The sequence below is a fragment of the Burkholderia sp. SRS-W-2-2016 genome (genome assembly GCF_001931485.1).
GTDB lineage: Bacteria > Pseudomonadota > Gammaproteobacteria > Burkholderiales > Burkholderiaceae > Paraburkholderia.
On the sequence record NZ_MSDV01000038.1, the window covers coordinates 34,853 to 51,698 of the forward strand.

Annotated in this window: 9 protein-coding genes; 6 read left to right on the plus strand and 3 right to left on the minus strand. The window is 65.5% G+C overall.

Translation table 11 applies throughout. The features are described 5' to 3' along the window. The first annotated feature begins 11 nt into the window (after nucleotides 1–11). Genes BTH42_RS17455 through BTH42_RS17465 form a run of 3 tightly spaced genes read left to right on the plus strand, consistent with a single transcriptional unit; the run spans nucleotide 12 to nucleotide 3,304 of the window. A complete protein-coding gene (locus BTH42_RS17455; protein WP_075301621.1) occupies nucleotides 12–2,225 on the plus strand; it encodes an FUSC family protein in 2,214 nt (737 codons plus the stop codon). Beyond that, nucleotides 2,215–2,415 carry a DUF1656 domain-containing protein gene (locus BTH42_RS17460; protein WP_075301623.1) on the plus strand — a complete coding sequence of 67 codons (201 nt, stop codon included), beginning with the start codon at nucleotides 2,215–2,217 and terminating at the stop codon, nucleotides 2,413–2,415. Before BTH42_RS17455 ends, BTH42_RS17460 begins: the two co-directional genes overlap by 11 nt. Before the next feature lie 13 nt (nucleotides 2,416–2,428). Then, on the plus strand, nucleotides 2,429–3,304 hold the full coding sequence (locus tag BTH42_RS17465; protein ID WP_075301625.1) for an HlyD family secretion protein: 876 nt from the start codon (nucleotides 2,429–2,431) through the stop codon (nucleotides 3,302–3,304). Nucleotides 3,305–3,358: 54 nt separating this feature from the next. Here BTH42_RS17465 and BTH42_RS17470 read toward each other — a convergent pair whose 3' ends face one another. Continuing rightward, nucleotides 3,359–5,065 (minus strand): methyl-accepting chemotaxis protein, encoded by a 1,707-nt coding sequence (locus BTH42_RS17470; RefSeq protein WP_256702081.1) that lies wholly within the window; start codon nucleotides 5,063–5,065, stop codon nucleotides 3,359–3,361. Nucleotides 5,066–5,481: 416 nt separating this feature from the next. On the opposite strand from BTH42_RS17470, the gene BTH42_RS17475 reads away from it, so the two are divergent. Together BTH42_RS17475 and BTH42_RS17480 are read left to right on the plus strand one after the other, a co-directional pair. Then, nucleotides 5,482–6,747: an MFS transporter gene (locus BTH42_RS17475; protein WP_075301629.1), complete on the plus strand. Its 1,266-nt coding sequence runs from the start codon at nucleotides 5,482–5,484 to the stop codon at nucleotides 6,745–6,747. A gap of 1,014 nt (nucleotides 6,748–7,761) precedes the next feature. After that, nucleotides 7,762–9,732, plus strand: a complete 1,971-nt coding sequence (locus BTH42_RS17480; RefSeq protein WP_083654836.1) for a propionate--CoA ligase — start codon at nucleotides 7,762–7,764, stop codon at nucleotides 9,730–9,732. Nucleotides 9,733–9,872: 140 nt separating this feature from the next. Here BTH42_RS17480 and BTH42_RS17485 read toward each other — a convergent pair whose 3' ends face one another. Beyond that, a complete protein-coding gene (locus BTH42_RS17485) occupies nucleotides 9,873–10,667 on the minus strand; it encodes a 5'-methylthioadenosine/adenosylhomocysteine nucleosidase (RefSeq protein ID WP_075301634.1) in 795 nt (264 codons plus the stop codon). Beyond that, the gene (locus BTH42_RS17490) at nucleotides 10,664–13,027 is read right to left on the minus strand and encodes a UvrD-helicase domain-containing protein (RefSeq protein ID WP_075301636.1); all 2,364 of its coding nucleotides are present in this window, start codon (nucleotides 13,025–13,027) and stop codon (nucleotides 10,664–10,666) included. Before BTH42_RS17490 ends, BTH42_RS17485 begins: the two co-directional genes overlap by 4 nt. A gap of 899 nt (nucleotides 13,028–13,926) precedes the next feature. On the opposite strand from BTH42_RS17490, the gene BTH42_RS17500 reads away from it, so the two are divergent. Then, a complete protein-coding gene (locus BTH42_RS17500) occupies nucleotides 13,927–16,806 on the plus strand; it encodes a valine--tRNA ligase (protein ID WP_075301638.1) in 2,880 nt (959 codons plus the stop codon). Nucleotides 16,807–16,846 lie beyond the last annotated feature (40 nt).

Consider the following 16,846-nt stretch of genomic DNA (forward strand, 5'->3'; position numbering starts at 1 on the left):
GGAAGCCGGCCATGTCCGCCCCCTCCTCTCACGCCGCGCGCCCGGCCACGCTGGCCGATTTCCGCAAGGCCGCGCTCGAATGGGCGCGCACCGACGGCCTCACGTGGGTCTATATCGCCAAGGCGCTGGCCGCGTGCTTCCTCGCGCTCGGCGTCGCGATGAAACTCGACCTGCCGCAGCCGCGCACCGCGATGACCACCGTGTTCATCGTGATGACGCCGCAAAGCGGCGCGGTGTTCGCAAAGAGCTTCTACCGGATCTGCGGGACCCTCGTCGGTCTCGTCGTGATGCTCGCGCTGATCGGGCTGTTCGCGCAGCAGCCGGAGCTGTTCATCATCTCGACCGCGATCTGGGTCGGCATCTGTACCGCCGGCGCCGCGCGCAACCGCAACTTCCGCTCGTACGGCTTCGTGCTGGCCGGCTACACGGCCGCGCTGATCGGTATCCCGGCCTCGCAGCATCCGGACGGCGCGTTCCTGTCCGCGCTCACGCGGGTCGCCGAAGTCGTGATCGGCATCATCTGCGCGGGCGCGGTCAGCGGCCTCGTGTTCCCGCAGTTCGCCGGCCTGCAGATGCGCAGCACCGTGCGCGCGCGCTTCTCGGCGTTCGTCGAGTACGTGTCGGCGTCGCTCGCCGGGCGCAACGACCGCGCGCAGATCGAGGCGACCAATGCGCGCTTCATCGCCGATATCGTCGGCTTCGAGGCCGCGCGCAGCGTCGCCGTGTTCGAAGGCCCCGATTCGCGGATGCGCGGCGGCCGCCTCGCGCGGCTGAACAGCGAGTTCATGACCGCGTCGACGCGCTTTCACGCGCTGCATCAGCTGATGAACCGGCTGCGCGCCAACGGCAGCGCCGGTGCGTCGGTGGCGATCGCCGCGCTCGAGCCGTACTTCCGCGAGATCGCGCCGCTACTCGCGAAGTCGGGCGAACCGGTGCTGTCCGCGGCCGACGCCGCGCACGCCGCCGCGCAACTCGACACCTACAAGACCGAGCTGCCCAAACGCGTGCGCTCGACCCGCGCCGAGCTCGAAAGCCATCCCGACGCCCCGCTGCTCGAATTCGACACCGCCGCCGAGCTGCTGTACCGCTTCATCGACGATCTGTATCAGTACGCGGCTACCTATGCGTCGCTGGCAGTCGACACCCATGCGCGCGAGCGCTGGATCGAGCGCTACGAGCCGAAGACCAATGCGATCGCGTCGGGCGTCGCGGGCCTGCGCGCGGCGATCGTGATGATGGTGCTCGGCGCGTTCTGGATCGCCACCGCGTGGCCGAGCGGCTCGACGCTGGTGCTGAACGCGGCGGCCACCTGCGCGCTAGCGTCGTCGGCGCCGAACCCGAAGCGCATCGCGTTCCAGATGGGCGCCGGCACGCTGCTCGCCACCTTCACCGGGATGCTCGCGGTGTTCGGCGTCTATCCCCATATCGACGGCTTCGCGCTGCTGTGCGTCGCGCTCACGCCGTTCCTGCTGCTCGGCGTGTTCATGACCACGCGGCCGCAACTGGCCGGCTACGGGATGGGCTACTGCATCTTCTTCTGCTTTCTGGCCGGCCCGGACAACGTCGTCCACTACGACCCGAGCGCGTTCATGAACGATGCGCTCGCGCTGGTGCTGTCGATGCTGGTGTCGTCGATCGCATTCGCGGTGCTGTTGCCGCCGTCGACGCCGTGGCTGCGCAAGCGCCTCCTGGTCGACCTGCGCCGCCAGGTGGTGGTGGCCGGCCGCGCCGGTCTCGCGCGGGTGCGCTCGCGTTTCGAGAGCGGCGCGCGCGATCTGATGTTCCAGATCAACGCGCTGTCGCCGGACGAACCCGACACGAAGCGCGACACGCTGCGCTGGCTGTTCTCGGTGCTCGAAGTCGGCAACGCGGTGATCGATCTGCGCCGCGAAGTCGCGACGCTGCCCGCGCATCCGCGCAACGACAAGGGCGCGCCGTGGCGGCTCACGCTCGACGGCCTGCTCGACGCGCTCGCCGCGCTGTTCGAGCGGCCGCGCGAGGACCATTTCGCGCGCGCGCTGAACGCGACCTCCGACGCCATCGCCGAAGTGCAGCAGCTGATGGACGGCTTCACGCCGTCGCGCGACGAACGCCATCAGTTGCAACGCATCCGCAGTCATCTGCATTTCATTCGTACCGCGCTGCTCGATCCGCAGTCGCCGCTAGCCGCGGCGATCAATGCGCCGGCCAGCGCGCCCTCAGAAGGAGTTCCCCATGCCGCGTGATATCGCCGTGCTGGACGCTTATATGCCGGCCATCGTGCTGCTGTTCATCGCCGGTGCCGCGCTCACCTGGGTGCTCGATCGCGTAATCGCCTATACGGGCCTGTATCGCATCGTGTGGCACCCCTCCCTGTTCCGGGCCAGCTTGCTCGTGTCTGTGTGCGGCCTTCTCGGCCTCGCCGTTTATCGTTGATCAGAGTCGAAACATGACCATCCGAAATCTTGTGGGCTTCTTCGCGACAGCCGTCATTTTTATCGTCGCGATCCTGATTGGCCGCGTGCTGTGGGTCCATTACATGGATGAACCGTGGACCCGCGACGGCCGCGTGCGCGCCGAGATCGTCAACGTCGCGCCGGACGTGTCGGGCGCGATCGTCGATCTGCCGGTCAAGGACAACCAGTTGGTGAAGAAAGGCGACCTGCTGATGCAGATCGACCCGTCGCATTACCAGATCGCGGTCGAGCAGGCGCAGGCCGCCGTGGCCGCGCGCAAGTCCGAGCTGCAGATGAAGCGCGACGACGCGCAGCGGCGTGCCGACATGGATTCGCTGGTGGTGTCGAAGGAAAGCCGCGAGAACGCGTCGCATACCGCGTCCGCCGCCGACGCCGCGTACCAGCAGGCCCTCGCCGCGCTCGACGCCGCCAAGCTCAATCTCGAGCGCACCCGCGTGGTGTCGCCGGTCGACGGCTACGTGACCAACCTCAGCGTGTTCCGCGGCGACTACGCGACCGCCGGCAACGCGAAGCTCGCGATCGTCGACAGCCACTCGTTCTGGGTCTACGGCTACTTCGAGGAAACCAAGCTGCCGCGCGTGCGGATCGGCGACAAGGCCGAGGTGAAGCTGATGAGCGGCGGCGTGTTGCAAGGCCACGTCGAAAGCATTTCGCGCGGCATCTACGACCGCGACAATCCGCAAAGCCACGAACTGCTCGCCGACGTGAACCCGACCTTCAACTGGGTCCGTCTCGCGCAACGCGTGCCGGTGCGCGTGAAGATCGACTCGGTGCCCGACGATGTGATGCTCGCCGCCGGGACGACCTGTACGGTAGTGGTGCAGCCGGGGTCGGCGCAAAAGAGCTGACGTGACGACGGCAAACCCGCAACGCCGTTTTGCCGTCCGGGCTCTATCCCCGCTCTACAGCCGGAACTTGCCGACCATCGCCTTCAGCCCGCGCGCCTGATCGTCGAGCGAGCGGGCCGCGGCGCTCGCCTGCTCGACCAGCGCCGCGTTCTGCTGGGTGCTGGCATCCATCTGCGTGACCGCGAGACTGATCGCCTCGATGCCGGTGCTCTGTTCGGACGAGGCCGCCGAAATTTCCCCGATGATGTCCGTCACGCGTTTGACCGCCCTGACCACGTCGTCCATCGTCTGACCGGCGTCGGCGGCCAGCGCCGAGCCATTGCCGACCCGCTCCACCGAGGTCTGGATCAAGCCCTTGATCTCCTTGGCCGCCGACGCGCTGCGCTGCGCGAGATTGCGTACTTCCGCCGCCACCACCGAAAACCCGCGCCCCTGCTCGCCCGCGCGCGCCGCCTCGACCGCCGCGTTCAGCGCGAGGATGTTGGTCTGGAACGCGATGCCCTCGATCACGCCGATGATGTCGCCGATGCTGCGCGCGCTGTCATTGATGTCGCTCATCGTCGCGACCACCCGGTGGACGACCGCGCCGCCCTGCTCGGCGATCTCCGACGCGTTGCTCGCGAGCGTGCTGGCCTGCTTCGCGTTGTCGGCGTTCTGCCGCACGGTGGAGGTCAACTGCTCCATGCTGGTTGCGGTGCGCTCGAGCGCGAACGCCTGCTGCTCGGTGCGCTGCGACAGGTCGAGGTTGCCCATCGAGATCTGCGCGGACGCGGTCGCGATCGCATCGGCGCTCGACGCGATGCCGGCCACCGTGCTCGCGAGTTCGCTCTGCATGCCGGCGAGCGCATGAAGCAGGCTCGACTGATCGTTGCCGCCGAGCGCGATGCGGTTCGACAGATCGCCGGCCGCGATGTGGCTGGCAATGGTCTTCGCGTAAGCAGGCTCGCCGCCTAGCTGCGCGGTGAGACGCCGCACGACCCACGCGGCGATACCGAACGCGAGCACGATCAGCGCGAGCGTCATCACCGCGATCATCACGAACGACGAGCGATAGATGAAGCCGGATGCGTCGATCGTCGCCTTCGCGGCGATGCCGCGCTGCGCGACCAGTTCGTCGACGAGCTTTTCGAGTTTGCCGGTCTCGACCAGCAACGAGACATCCTGGGTGCCGACCTGCCAGTTCATCTGCGACAGGTCGAGCGGTTGCGCCTTCACGAGCGTCACGAAATCGCGCAAATGGCCGCTCCACGCGCCGACCGCGGCGGCAAATGCCTTCTGCCCGGCGAGCGCTTTCGGGTCAGCGGAATCGACGTACTGCTGCAGCGTGCGCAGTTGCTCGCCCAGCCCGGCAAGGCCGCGCTCGATGTCGGCGCCCAGTTCGTCGCGCTCCTTCGCGGTGGTCGCGGTGAGCAGCATCTTTTGCGCGCGGCTCGCGCGCAGCATGTGGCCGCGCGCCTGCTCGGCGGCGCGGCTGGCGACGTGGCCCTGGTCGTAGATCGACTGCGCGGACGCGGCGAGCCGACCGATCTGCAACAGCGAAAACACGCCGATCAGCAGCGTGCCGAGCAGCAGCACCGCAAACGCGATGCGCAGCGTCGCCTTGACCGACAGGCCAGCGGCCCGCGCGGCGGCGGGACCGGGCTCCGCGCGAGGGACGCCGGTCACGCGGTCGCGCTCCGTTCGTGCGGCCGGATTTGTCCCGGCCGGTCCGCTCTCCAGCCGCCCCGCGCGCTGTGCGCCGCTTCGCGCCATCGTTGTCATGTTCCCCGTTCCCCATCTATCGACGCGCCGGAAAGGTCGGTTCCGGCACGACTCGTTATCTCTCCGGGTCTACGGCAACGAACTGCGCAACCTTGAACCCGCGCCCGCGTGCGCTTTATACCGCGACCAAAAATCGCGACAAAATAGTCCGTCGCCGTGGTAGCGCGAAGAGATCCCTGCTCCATTCGTCAGCCAGGGGCGCGTCGCCAATGTCCGATTCACGACAAAACTTGTCCTTACAATTCACAGGCGCCACATTAAACTTCGATAACTGCTTAAAAACGCCGGTTACCGCGACGAAATGCCGCTCTGCGTCACGTAACGCGCTTACGAGGTGCGCTACCCGACCGGCTCATCGCCGATGTCCCATTCCGATGTCCCATTCCACCGTTTGCCTGACTTCTTTTTTCTAGCGTATGGAAACGAGCCTCGATAAAAGCGCCCTTGCCGGCGCCGCCGCCACGGGCGCGGCAACGCCGTCCACTTCCGCCGCCGCGCCGGCGGCCAAGGTTCAGCGCACGGTGTACTCCGTGCTCGGCGCGATCAGTTTTTCGCACCTGCTGAACGACATGATCCAGTCGCTGATTCTCGCGATCTACCCGATGTTCAAGGACAACTTTTCGCTGTCGTTCGGGCAGATCGGGCTGATCACGCTGACCTACCAGATCACCGCATCGCTGCTGCAGCCGCTGATCGGCAGCTATACCGACAAGCATCCGAAGCCGTACTCGCTGCCGGTCGGCATGGGCTTCACGCTCGCCGGGCTGCTGCTGATGTCGGTGGCGCCGAGCTTCGGCGTGCTGCTGATCGCGGCGGCGCTGGTTGGCTGCGGCTCGTCGGTGTTCCATCCGGAGTCGTCGCGGGTCGCGCGGATGGCCTCGGGCGGCCGTCACGGGCTCGCGCAGTCGCTGTTCCAGGTCGGCGGCAACGCGGGTTCGTCGCTCGGGCCGCTGCTCGCCGCGTTGATCGTGATTCCGCATGGCCAGCGCAGCATCGCGTGGTTTTCGGCGGCGGCGCTGGTGGCGATCGTCGTGCTGACGCAGATCGGCCGCTGGTACAAGCGTCATCCGTCGGTGAAGAAGGCGCGCGGCCAGGGGATGCAGGCGGTGCTGCCGCGCCGTCAGGTGATTCTCGCGATGAGCGTGCTGGTGTTGCTGGTGTTTTCGAAGTACTTCTATCTCGCGAGCATCAATAGCTATTTCACGTTCTATCTGATCGACAAGTTCCATCTGTCGGTGCAGGCCGCGCAGGTGCATCTGTTCGTGTTTCTGGCCGCGGTTGCGGCGGGGACGGTGATCGGCGGTCCGATCGGCGACAAGATCGGTCGCAAGTATGTGATCTGGGTGTCGATTCTTGGCGTCGCGCCGTTCACGTTGCTGTTGCCGTACGCGAATCTGTTCTGGACTGGCGTGCTGACCGTGGTGATCGGGGTGGTGCTCGCTTCCGCGTTTTCGGCGATTCTCGTTTATGCGCAGGAGTTGATTCCTGGCAAGGTCGGGATGGTGGCGGGGCTTTTCTTTGGGTTTGCTTTTGGGTTGGGCGGCGTGGGCGCCGCTGTGCTTGGACAGCTTGCCGATGCCACTAGCATTGCGTTTGTTTATAAGGTTTGTTCGTTCCTGCCTTTGATTGGGGTTTTGACTGTGCTTTTGCCGGATGTCGAGGGGAAGCTGGTTAAGCGTTGATTTGGGCCCCTTGGGCGGGGCGGCGCTTTTTTGTGGTTGTTCTTGGTGCGTTGGCCCCTTCCCTGAATTTTTGTCGGTCTGGGAGCGCTGCCCCCCTTCGCGGGGGTGGCGCTTTTTTGTTTTTGTATTTCTTTGCGGTTTTTGTTTGAGGTTGAGTTTTTGTCTGTGTTCTTGGGGGTGTTGGCCTTTCCTTGATTTCTTGTCGGTCTATTGGCGTTGCCCCTGTGCGGGGCGGCACCTACTTTCTTTGCTGCTGCAAAGAAAGATAGGCAAAGAAAGCAGCTTCACACCGCTAATTCTTAAGCGGGAACCGTAGCCCACCACCGGTAGTGGTGCATCTGGAATCCGTGCTCCCGCACATTCCGCGTTCGTGACAAGGCAGTCATTCTTCCGGCGGCGCTGCGCGCGCCGAAGCCCCGCTCAAAAACCGTCGGCGTTTTGGAGCCTCGCCGGGCGAGCCGAAACTCCCCTGAGCGAGGCCTGTTCATCCGCCGCTAGTTGCGCCCGCCGCCCCGAGGCGCAGCCGAGGGGCCCCGCCGCGCGGGCCACCCACGGGTTTCCCTCGCAGACCCGGCCGCGACGCACGCAGTGCGGAGTGGGAGCTGATGACGGCTTTGTCGCTGGGGCGGAGTGTGCGGGGGCACGGATTCCAGATGCACCACTGCCTCTTCCAAGCCGGGGGACCCACTTAAGAGCTTGCGGTGTGAAGCTGCTTTCTTTGCCTACCTTTCTTTGCAGCAGCAAAGAAAGTAGGTGCCGCCCCGCACAGGGGCAACGCCAATAGACCGACAACACAACAAGGAAAGGCCAACACCCTAAAGAACACAGACAAAAAAAGCCCCGCCCTGCACAAAGGGCCCCAAACAAACCTCTCCGTGATAACAAATTTCCAGCGCACAATCACAAAACAAACCATCACCGCGACCGCGCCCATCCTCATGGACAACCCCCGTTGCCCGCGCCCGCGCGCATGCCTATCCTAATGCGCACACCCGCGCCGCCCAGGCGCAAAATTTGCACGAAAGTCCTACCGAAAGAAAACCCACCCCATCCCTTCACGCCGCCAAAGGATCGCCGCCGATGACCCGCTACCGCGAATTCCACCGCCGTTCGATCGACCACCCCGAAGACTTCTGGCGCGAAGAAGCGCAGCGGATCCACTGGCACACGCCGTTCGGCACCGTGCTCGACCGCTCGAAGCCGCCGTTCGCGCGCTGGTTCGTCGGCGGCCGCACCAACCTGTGCCACAACGCGGTCGACCGCCATCTCGCCGAGCGCGCGCAGCAGAACGCGCTCGTCTACGTGTCGACCGAAACCGGCATCGAGCGCCGCTACACGTACGCGGAGCTGTACGCGGAAATCAACCGGATGGCCGCGGTGATGCGCTCGCTCGGCGTCAAGCGCGGCGACGTCGTGCTGATCTATCTGCCGATGATCCCCGAGGCCCTCTTCGCGATGCTCGCGTGCGCGCGGCTCGGCGCGATTCACTCGGTCGTGTTCGGCGGCTTCGCGGCGCCGAATCTCGCGGCCCGCATCGACGACGCGAAGCCGGTGCTGATCGTCACCGCCGACGCCGGCGCGCGAGCCGGCAAGGTGATCGACTACACGCCGCTCGTCGACGAAGCGATGGCGCGCACCACGCACCAGACTCCGCACGTGCTGCTGATCGATCGACAACTCGCGCCCGAGCGTCTGAACGCGCCCTACCTCGTCGCCTACGAGCCGCTGCGCGAACAATTCTTCAACGTGCACGTGCCGTGCGAATGGCTCGAATCGAACGAGCCGTCGTACGTGCTGTACACGTCCGGCACGACCGGCAAGCCAAAGGGCGTGCAGCGCGACGTCGGCGGCTATGCGGTCGCGCTGGCGGCATCGATGGAATACATCTTTCAGGGCAAGCCGGGCGACACGATGTTCACCGCGTCCGACGTCGGCTGGGTCGTCGGCCATAGCTACATCGTCTACGCGCCGCTGATCGCGGGGCTCACCACCGTAATGTACGAAGGCACGCCGATCCGCCCGGACGGCGGCATCTGGTGGCGGCTCGTCGAGCAGCACAAGATCAACATCATGTTCACCGCGCCGACCGCGCTGCGCGTGCTGAAAAAGCAGGACCCGGCGCTGCTCGCGGCCGCCGATCTGTCGAGCCTGCGCACACTGTTCCTCGCCGGCGAGCCGCTCGACGAACCGACCGCCGCGTGGATCGCCGGCGCGCTGAACAAACCGGTGATCGATAACTACTGGCAGACCGAAACCGGCTGGCCGATGCTGGCGATCCCGCGCGGCATCGAAGATCTGCCGAACAAGCTCGGCTCGCCGGGCGTGCCGTCGGTCGGCTACAAGCTGACGATCCGTAACGAGCTGACCGGCGAGCCGTGCAAGACCGGCGAAAAAGGCGTGCTGACGCTCGACTATCCGTTGCCGCCGGGCTGCATGTCGACGGTCTGGGGCGACGACAAGCGCTTCGTCAGCACCTACTGGTCGAGCGTGCCGAACCAGCAGGTCTACTCGACGTTCGACTGGGGCGTGCAGGACAAGGACGGCTACGTGACGATCCTCGGGCGCACCGACGACGTGATCAACGTCGCCGGCCATCGCCTGGGCACGCGCGAAATCGAGGAAGCGCTGTCGAGCCACGCGGCCGTCGCGGAAGTCGCGGTGGTCGGCGTCAACGATCCGGTCAAGGGCCAGGCGGCGATGGCCTTCGTGGTGCTGCGCGGCGCGCAACCCGGTGCCGATCCGAGCGAGCGCGCGCGGCTCGAAGCCGAACTGGTGATGACGGTCGATCGCCAGCTCGGCGCGATTGCGCGGCCGGCGCGGGTGGTGGTGGTGTCGATGCTGCCGAAGACGCGCTCCGGCAAGCTGCTGCGCCGCGCGATCGCGGCGCTTGCGGAAGGCCGCGATCCGGGCGATCTGCCGACCATCGAAGACCCGTCCGCGCTACAACAGGTGCGCGACGCACTCGGCGACGGCGGGAAGAGCTAACGGGAGAAACGGGCGGGAAGGCGGCGCGGGTTCAGCGAAAGCCTCGCGAAGGCCCTGCGAAAAACCGCGCCGAAACGCGGCAATCCAGCGAAAATCACGGCGCGGAATCGGCGAAAACCCACCGAAAACCCGCCAAAAACTCAGCCCGCGCCACCCGGCGCGGCGAGAAAACGCGCAAGAATCGCGTTCGAATAGGTGCCGGCGATCTCGGTCAGGAACGACATGAACGACGCGGGCGCGTGATCGTCGGCGGTATCGGAGATCGTGCGCACGACCGCGCACGGCACGCCGTACTCGTAGCAGACCTGCGCGAGTGCCGCGCCTTCCATCTCGACCGCGAGCGCATCGGGCAGCGCGAAGCGCAACGCGCCGAGCGCCGCCGCGCTCGCGACGAACTGATCGCCGCTAACGATCAGCCCGCGATGCACGCGCGGCTCGTGGGTGCCGAAACGCGCCGCGCAGGCCGCGCCCTCTTCCGCGACGAAACGCTCGCACGCGGCGGCCAGCCGGTCGGCGAGCGCCGCATCGACGCCGAAGCGCGACACGCCGAGCAGCGGCACCTCGAAGCGCGGAAACAGCGGCGACGCATCGATATCGTGTTGCAACAGCGTGCTCGCGACGACGATATCGCCGACCCGCACCTCGCTGCCCACGCCACCGGCGACGCCGGTAAACACGATCGCCTCGACATCGAACGCATGGATCAGCGCGCTCGCGGTCGCGGCCGCCGCGACCTTGCCGACGCGCGCGAGCGTGACCACGCACGGCGTGCCGTGCACGGTGCCGACGTGATAATCGCGCCGGCCATGCGTGACGGTGCGCACGCCGGATTCGGCGCGCATCGCTTCGATCAGATCGCCGAGTTCCTGCGGCAACGCGGCCAGAATGCCGAGCGGCCGGCCGGTCGCGGCGGCCTCGCTGATCAGCGTGCTCATTCGACCGCCTGAAGTTTGGCGACGGCCAGCGCGAGCCACTTCTCGCCGTGGCGTTTGAAGCGGACCTGCGCTTTCGAGTCGGTGCCGCCGCCTTCGAGCGCGGTGATCGTGCCTTCGCCGAACTTCGTGTGGAACACCTGCTGACCGACCCGGAAGCCGGTTTCGGCCGCGCGCTGCTCGTTCGCGAAAGCCGGTGCCGGCGCGGACGGGACCGATGCCGCCGTCGACGCACCGCCGCCATAGCCCGGCCGCTGGAACCAGTCGCGCCCGTAGCCGGCGTTATCCGAGCGGCCGCCCCAGCGCGCGCCCGCCTCGACCTTCGGCGTGAGCCACTTGAGCGTCTCTTGCGGCAGTTCGTCGAAGAAACGCGAGCGGATGTTGTAGCGGGTCTGACCGTGCAGCATCCGGCTTTGCGCGAACGACAGATAGAGCCGCTCCTTCGCGCGCGTGATCGCGACATACATCAGACGCCGCTCTTCTTCGAGGCCGTCGGCTTCCATCGCGCTGTTCTCGTGCGGGAACAGACCCTCTTCGAGACCGGTGATGAACACCGCGGTGAATTCGAGGCCCTTGGCCGCGTGCACGGTCATCAGCTGCACCGCTTCCTGACCGGCCTGCGCCTGGTTGTCGCCCGCTTCGAGCGACGCGTGCGACAGGAAACCGGCCAGCGGCGTCATCGTGTCGGGGTTCTGGGCCGGATCGGCAACATCCGGCGCGTCGAGCACGACCGTGTTCGGATCGTCGGTCGCGACTGCCAGTTCGGGCGCGGCGCTCGCGCCCGGGCGCAGCGGAATCGAGCGCGCCGGCGTATCGAGCCCGTAGCCCTCTTCACTGACGAACGCGGCGGCCGCGTTGACCAGTTCCTGCAAGTTCTCGAGCCGCTCCTGACCTTCGCGCTCGTTCTGATAGAACTCGGAAAGGCCGCTCGTGCGGACCACGTACTCGACGGTTTCCGGCAGGCTCATCTGCTGCGTTTCCGCGCGCATCTTGCCGACCAGGTTCGCGAACGCGGCGAGGCTCGAACCCGCCTTGCCGGCGACGTACGGAATCGCCGCGGCCATCGAGCAGTTGTACAGACGCGCGGCGTCGGCGAGCTGTTCGAGCGAGCGCGCGCCGATCCCGCGGGTCGGGAAATTGACGACACGGGCGAACGCGGTGTCGTCGTTCGGGTTATCGATCAGGCGCAGATACGCGAGCGCATGCTTGACTTCCTGGCGCTCGAAAAAGCGCAGACCGCCGTACACGCGATACGCGATCCCCGCATTGACGAGCGTGTGCTCGATCGTGCGCGACTGCGCGTTGCTACGGTAGAGGACCGCTATTTCGCTGCGCGACACGCCGGTGTTGATCAGCGCGCGAATTTCCTCGACGATCCAGCCGGCCTCCTGCGAATCGGTCGCCGATTCATACACGCGCACCGGTTCGCCGTGGCCGGCGTCGGTGCGCAAATTCTTGCCGAGCCGGCGCGAGTTGTTGGCGATCAGCTGGTTGGCCGCGTCGAGAATATGACCGTGCGAGCGGTAGTTCTGCTCGAGCTTGATCAGATGACGCACGCTGAACTCGTGCTCGAAGTCGCGCATGTTGCCGACGTTCGCGCCGCGGAACGCGTAGATCGACTGGTCGTCGTCGCCGACCGCGAAGATTGCGTTGTGCTGGCCGGCGAGCAGCTTGAGCCACGCGTACTGGAGCTTGTTGGTGTCCTGGAACTCGTCGACGAGGATGTGGCGAAAGCGCGCCTGATAGTGCGCGCGCAGCGGCGGATTATGGGCGAGCAGTTCGTAGCAGCGCAGCAGCAGTTCGGGGAAATCGACCACGCCTTCGCGCTGGCATTGCTGGTCGTACGCCTCGTACAGTTCGACGAACTTGCGGTTGAAGTTGTCGGTGGCGTCGACGTCTTTCGGGCGCAGGCCCTGTTCTTTCGCGTTGTTGATGAAGTACTGGAGATTTTTCGCCGGGTACTTTTCGTCGTCGATGTTAAGGCCCTTCATCAGACGCTTGATCGCCGACAGTTGATCGGCGGTATCGAGGATCTGGAAGGTGGCGGGCAAGCCGGCATCGCGGTGATGCGCGCGCAGCATACGGTTACAGAGGCCGTGGAAGGTGCCGATCCACATGCCGCGGGTATTGATGGGCAGCAGCGCCGACAGGCGCGCCATCATTTCGCGGGCGGCCTTGTTGGTGAAGGTCACTGCGAGGACGGTCGCGGGCGATGCCAGACCGTGCTGGATGAGCCACGCGATGCGGGTGATCAGGACGCGGGTTTTGCCGCTGCCGGCGCCGGCGAGAATCAGCGCGGGCTCATTGGGGAGCGTGACGGCGGCGTGTTGTTCGGGGTTCAGATTGGCGAGGAGGTCGGGCATTTTCTCGTGGGGACGGCAAGGCAAAGGGCATTATATGCCCCGACGGTTTTTGGGGGCCCTTGGCGCAGGGCGGGGCTTTTTTTGTCTTTGCTCTTAGGGTGTTGGCCTTTCCTTGTTTTCGTGTCGGTCTATTGGCGTTGCCCCTGTGCGGGGCGGCACCTACTTTCTTTGCTGCTGCAAAGAAAGGTAGGCAAAGAAAGCAGCTTCACACCGCTAATTCTTAAGCGGGAACCGTAGCGGGCCACCGGTAGTGGTGCATCTGGAATCCGGGTCCCCGCACATTCCGCGTTCGTGACAAGGCAGTCATTCTTCCGGCGGCGCTGCGCGCGCCGAAGCCCCGTTCAAAAACCGTCGGCGTTTTAGAGCCTCGCCCGGCGAGCCGAAACTCCCCTGAGCGAGGCCTGTTCATCCGCCGCTAGTTGCGCCCGCCGCCCCGAGGCGCGGCCGAGGTCCCCGCTGCGCGGGCCACCCACGGGTTTCCCTCGCAGACCCGTCCGCGACGCACGCAGTGCGGAGTGGGAGCTGATGACGGCTTTGTCACTGGGGCGGAGTGTGCGGGGGAACGGATTCCAGATGCACCACTGCCTCTTCCAAGCCAGGGGACCCGCTTAAGAGCTTGCGGTGTGAAGCTGCTTTCTTTGCCTACCTTTCTTTGCAGCAGCAAAGAAAGTAGGTGCCGCCCCGCACAGGGGCAACGCCAATAGACCGACAAGAAATCAAGGAAAGGCCAACACCCCAAGAACAACGAAAAAAGCACCCCACCCTGCGCCAAAGGGCAAAACAAAACCCGCCGTACGGCAAAAAATACCACCACTACCAAAACCGCCGGACGGCCCAAACCCCCTGTTAGCTATAATCAACCATTCTCCGAATCCAAAGCCTCCGATAAATTCAGAAACATGAGCGACACCCAGAGCTCCACCCCGTCGACGCTTGAAAAAAGCTTCGAACCCCACACCATCGAAGCCCACTGGGGCCCGGAATGGGAAAAGCGCGCGTACGCAGCCCCCTCCTTCGACGCCAACCGTAAAGACTTCTCGATCCAGTTGCCGCCGCCGAACGTCACCGGCACCCTGCACATGGGCCACGCGTTCAACCAGACCATCATGGACGGCCTCACCCGCTATCACCGGATGCTCGGCGAAAACACCCTGTGGGTGCCGGGCACCGACCACGCGGGCATCGCCACGCAGATCGTCGTCGAACGGCAGCTGGACGCCCAGAAAGTGTCGCGCCACGATCTCGGCCGCGAGAAATTCGTCGAACGCGTGTGGGAGTGGAAGCAGCAGTCCGGCTCGACCATCACCAATCAGGTGCGCCGCCTCGGCGCGTCGATCGACTGGTCGCGCGAATACTTCACGATGGACGACAAGATGTCGGCCGCCGTGCGCGACGTGTTCGTACGCCTGTATGAACAGGGCCTGATCTATCGCGGCAAACGCCTCGTCAACTGGGACCCGGTGCTGCTCACCGCGGTGTCGGACCTCGAAGTGGTCAGCGAGGAAGAAAACGGCCACCTGTGGCACATCCAGTACCCGCTCACCGACGGCTCGGGCCATCTGACCGTCGCCACCACCCGTCCGGAAACCATGCTCGGCGACACCGCCGTGATGGTCCACCCGGAAGACGAGCGCTACGCGCACCTGATCGGCAAGACCGTCACGCTGCCGCTGTCGAACCGCGAAGTGCCGATCATCGCCGACGATTACGTCGACCGCGAATTCGGCACCGGCGTCGTCAAGGTCACCCCCGCGCACGATTTCAACGACTACCAGGTCGGCCTGCGCCACAAGCTGCCGCAGATCGAAATCCTCACGCTCGACGCGAAGATCAACGACAACGCGCCTGAAAAATACCGCGGCCTCGACCGTTTCGAAGCCCGCAAGCAGGTGGTCGCCGACCTCGAAGCGCTCGGCGCGCTCGAATCGGTCAAGCCGCACAAGCTGATGGTGCCGCGCGGCGACCGCACCGGCGTCGTGATCGAGCCGATGCTGACCGACCAGTGGTTCGTCGCGATGAGCAAGCCGGCGCCGGAAGGCACCTACAACCCCGGCAAGTCGATCGCCGAAACCGCGCTGGATGTGGTCCGCAACGGCCAGATCAAGTTCGTGCCGGAAAACTGGACCAGCACCTACTACCAGTGGCTCGAAAACATCCAGGACTGGTGTATCTCGCGCCAGTTGTGGTGGGGCCATCAGATTCCCGCGTGGTACGGCGAGAACGGCGAAGTGTTCGTCGCCAAGACCGAGGAAGACGCGCGCGCGAAGGCCGCCGCGGCCGGCTACACCGGCGCGCTCAAGCGCGACGAAGACGTGCTCGACACGTGGTTCTCGTCGGCGCTGGTGCCGTTCTCGTCGCTCGGCTGGCCGAACGAAACGCCGGAACTGAAGCACTTCATGCCGTCGTCGGTGCTCGTTACCGGCTTCGACATCATCTTCTTCTGGGTCGCGCGGATGGTCATGATGACCACCCACTTCACCGGCCAGGTGCCGTTCGAGACGGTCTACGTGCACGGTCTCGTGCGCGACGCCGAAGGCCAGAAGATGTCGAAGAGCAAGGGCAACACGCTCGACCCGATCGATATCGTCGACGGCATCGACCTCGACACGCTGGTCGCCAAGCGCACCACCGGCCTGATGAATCCGAAGCAGGCCGCGTCGATCGAGAAGAAGACCCGCAAGGAATTCCCCGACGGCATCGCGGCGTTCGGCACCGACGCGCTGCGCTTCACGATGGCGTCGATGGCCACGCTCGGCCGCAACGTGAACTTCGACCTCGCGCGCTGCGAGGGCTATCGCAACTTCTGCAACAAGCTGTGGAACGCGACCCGCTTCGTGCTGATGAACTGCGAAGGCCACGACTGCGGCTTCAGCCAGCCGTCGGGTTGCGGCGAATGCGGGCCGGACGGCCATCTGCATTTCTCGCCGGCCGACCGCTGGATCGTCTCGCAACTGCAGCGCGTCGAAATGGAAGTCGCGAAGGGCTTCGCCGACTATCGCTTCGACAATGTGGCCAATGCCCTATACAAGTTCGTGTGGGACGAATACTGTGACTGGTATCTCGAGCTCGCGAAGGTTCAGATCCAGACGGGTCAGCCGAACCAGCAACGCGCGACGCGCCGCACGCTGCTGCGCGTACTCGAGACGGTGCTGCGCCTCGCGCATCCGGTGATTCCGTTCATCACCGAAGCGCTGTGGCAGAAAGTGGCACCGCTCGCCGGCCGCTACCCGGAAGGCAAGGCCGACGGCGAAGCGTCCATCATGGTGCAGCCGTACCCCATCGCGGACCAGTCGAAGCTCGACGAAGACGCCGAGCAGTGGGCGGCCGACCTCAAGGCGGTGATCGATGCATGCCGGAATCTGCGCGGCGAGATGAACCTGTCGCCGGCGGTCAAGGTGCCGTTGCTGGCCACCGGCAACGCGGAGCGCTTGCGCACGTTCGCGCCTTACGCCCAGGCGCTGGCGCGTCTGTCCGAAGTGCAGATCATCGCCGACGAAGCCGCACTCGACGCGCAGGCGGATGGCGCGCCGATTGCTATCGTAGGAAGCGACAAGCTCGTCCTGAAGGTCGAAATCGACGTCGCGGTCGAACGCGAGCGGCTGTCGAAGGAAATCGCGCGCCTGACCGGCGAAATCGCCAAATGCAACGGCAAGCTGAAGAATGATAGCTTCGTCGCGAAGGCGCCGCCGGCGGTCGTGGAACAGGAACAGAAGCGGCTCACCGACTTCGAAGCCACTGTCGGCAAGCTGAAAGCCCAATTGGCCCGCTTGCCGGCCTGAACGATTCCCTCGCCCTTCCTCAAGGGCGAGGCAAGGACTT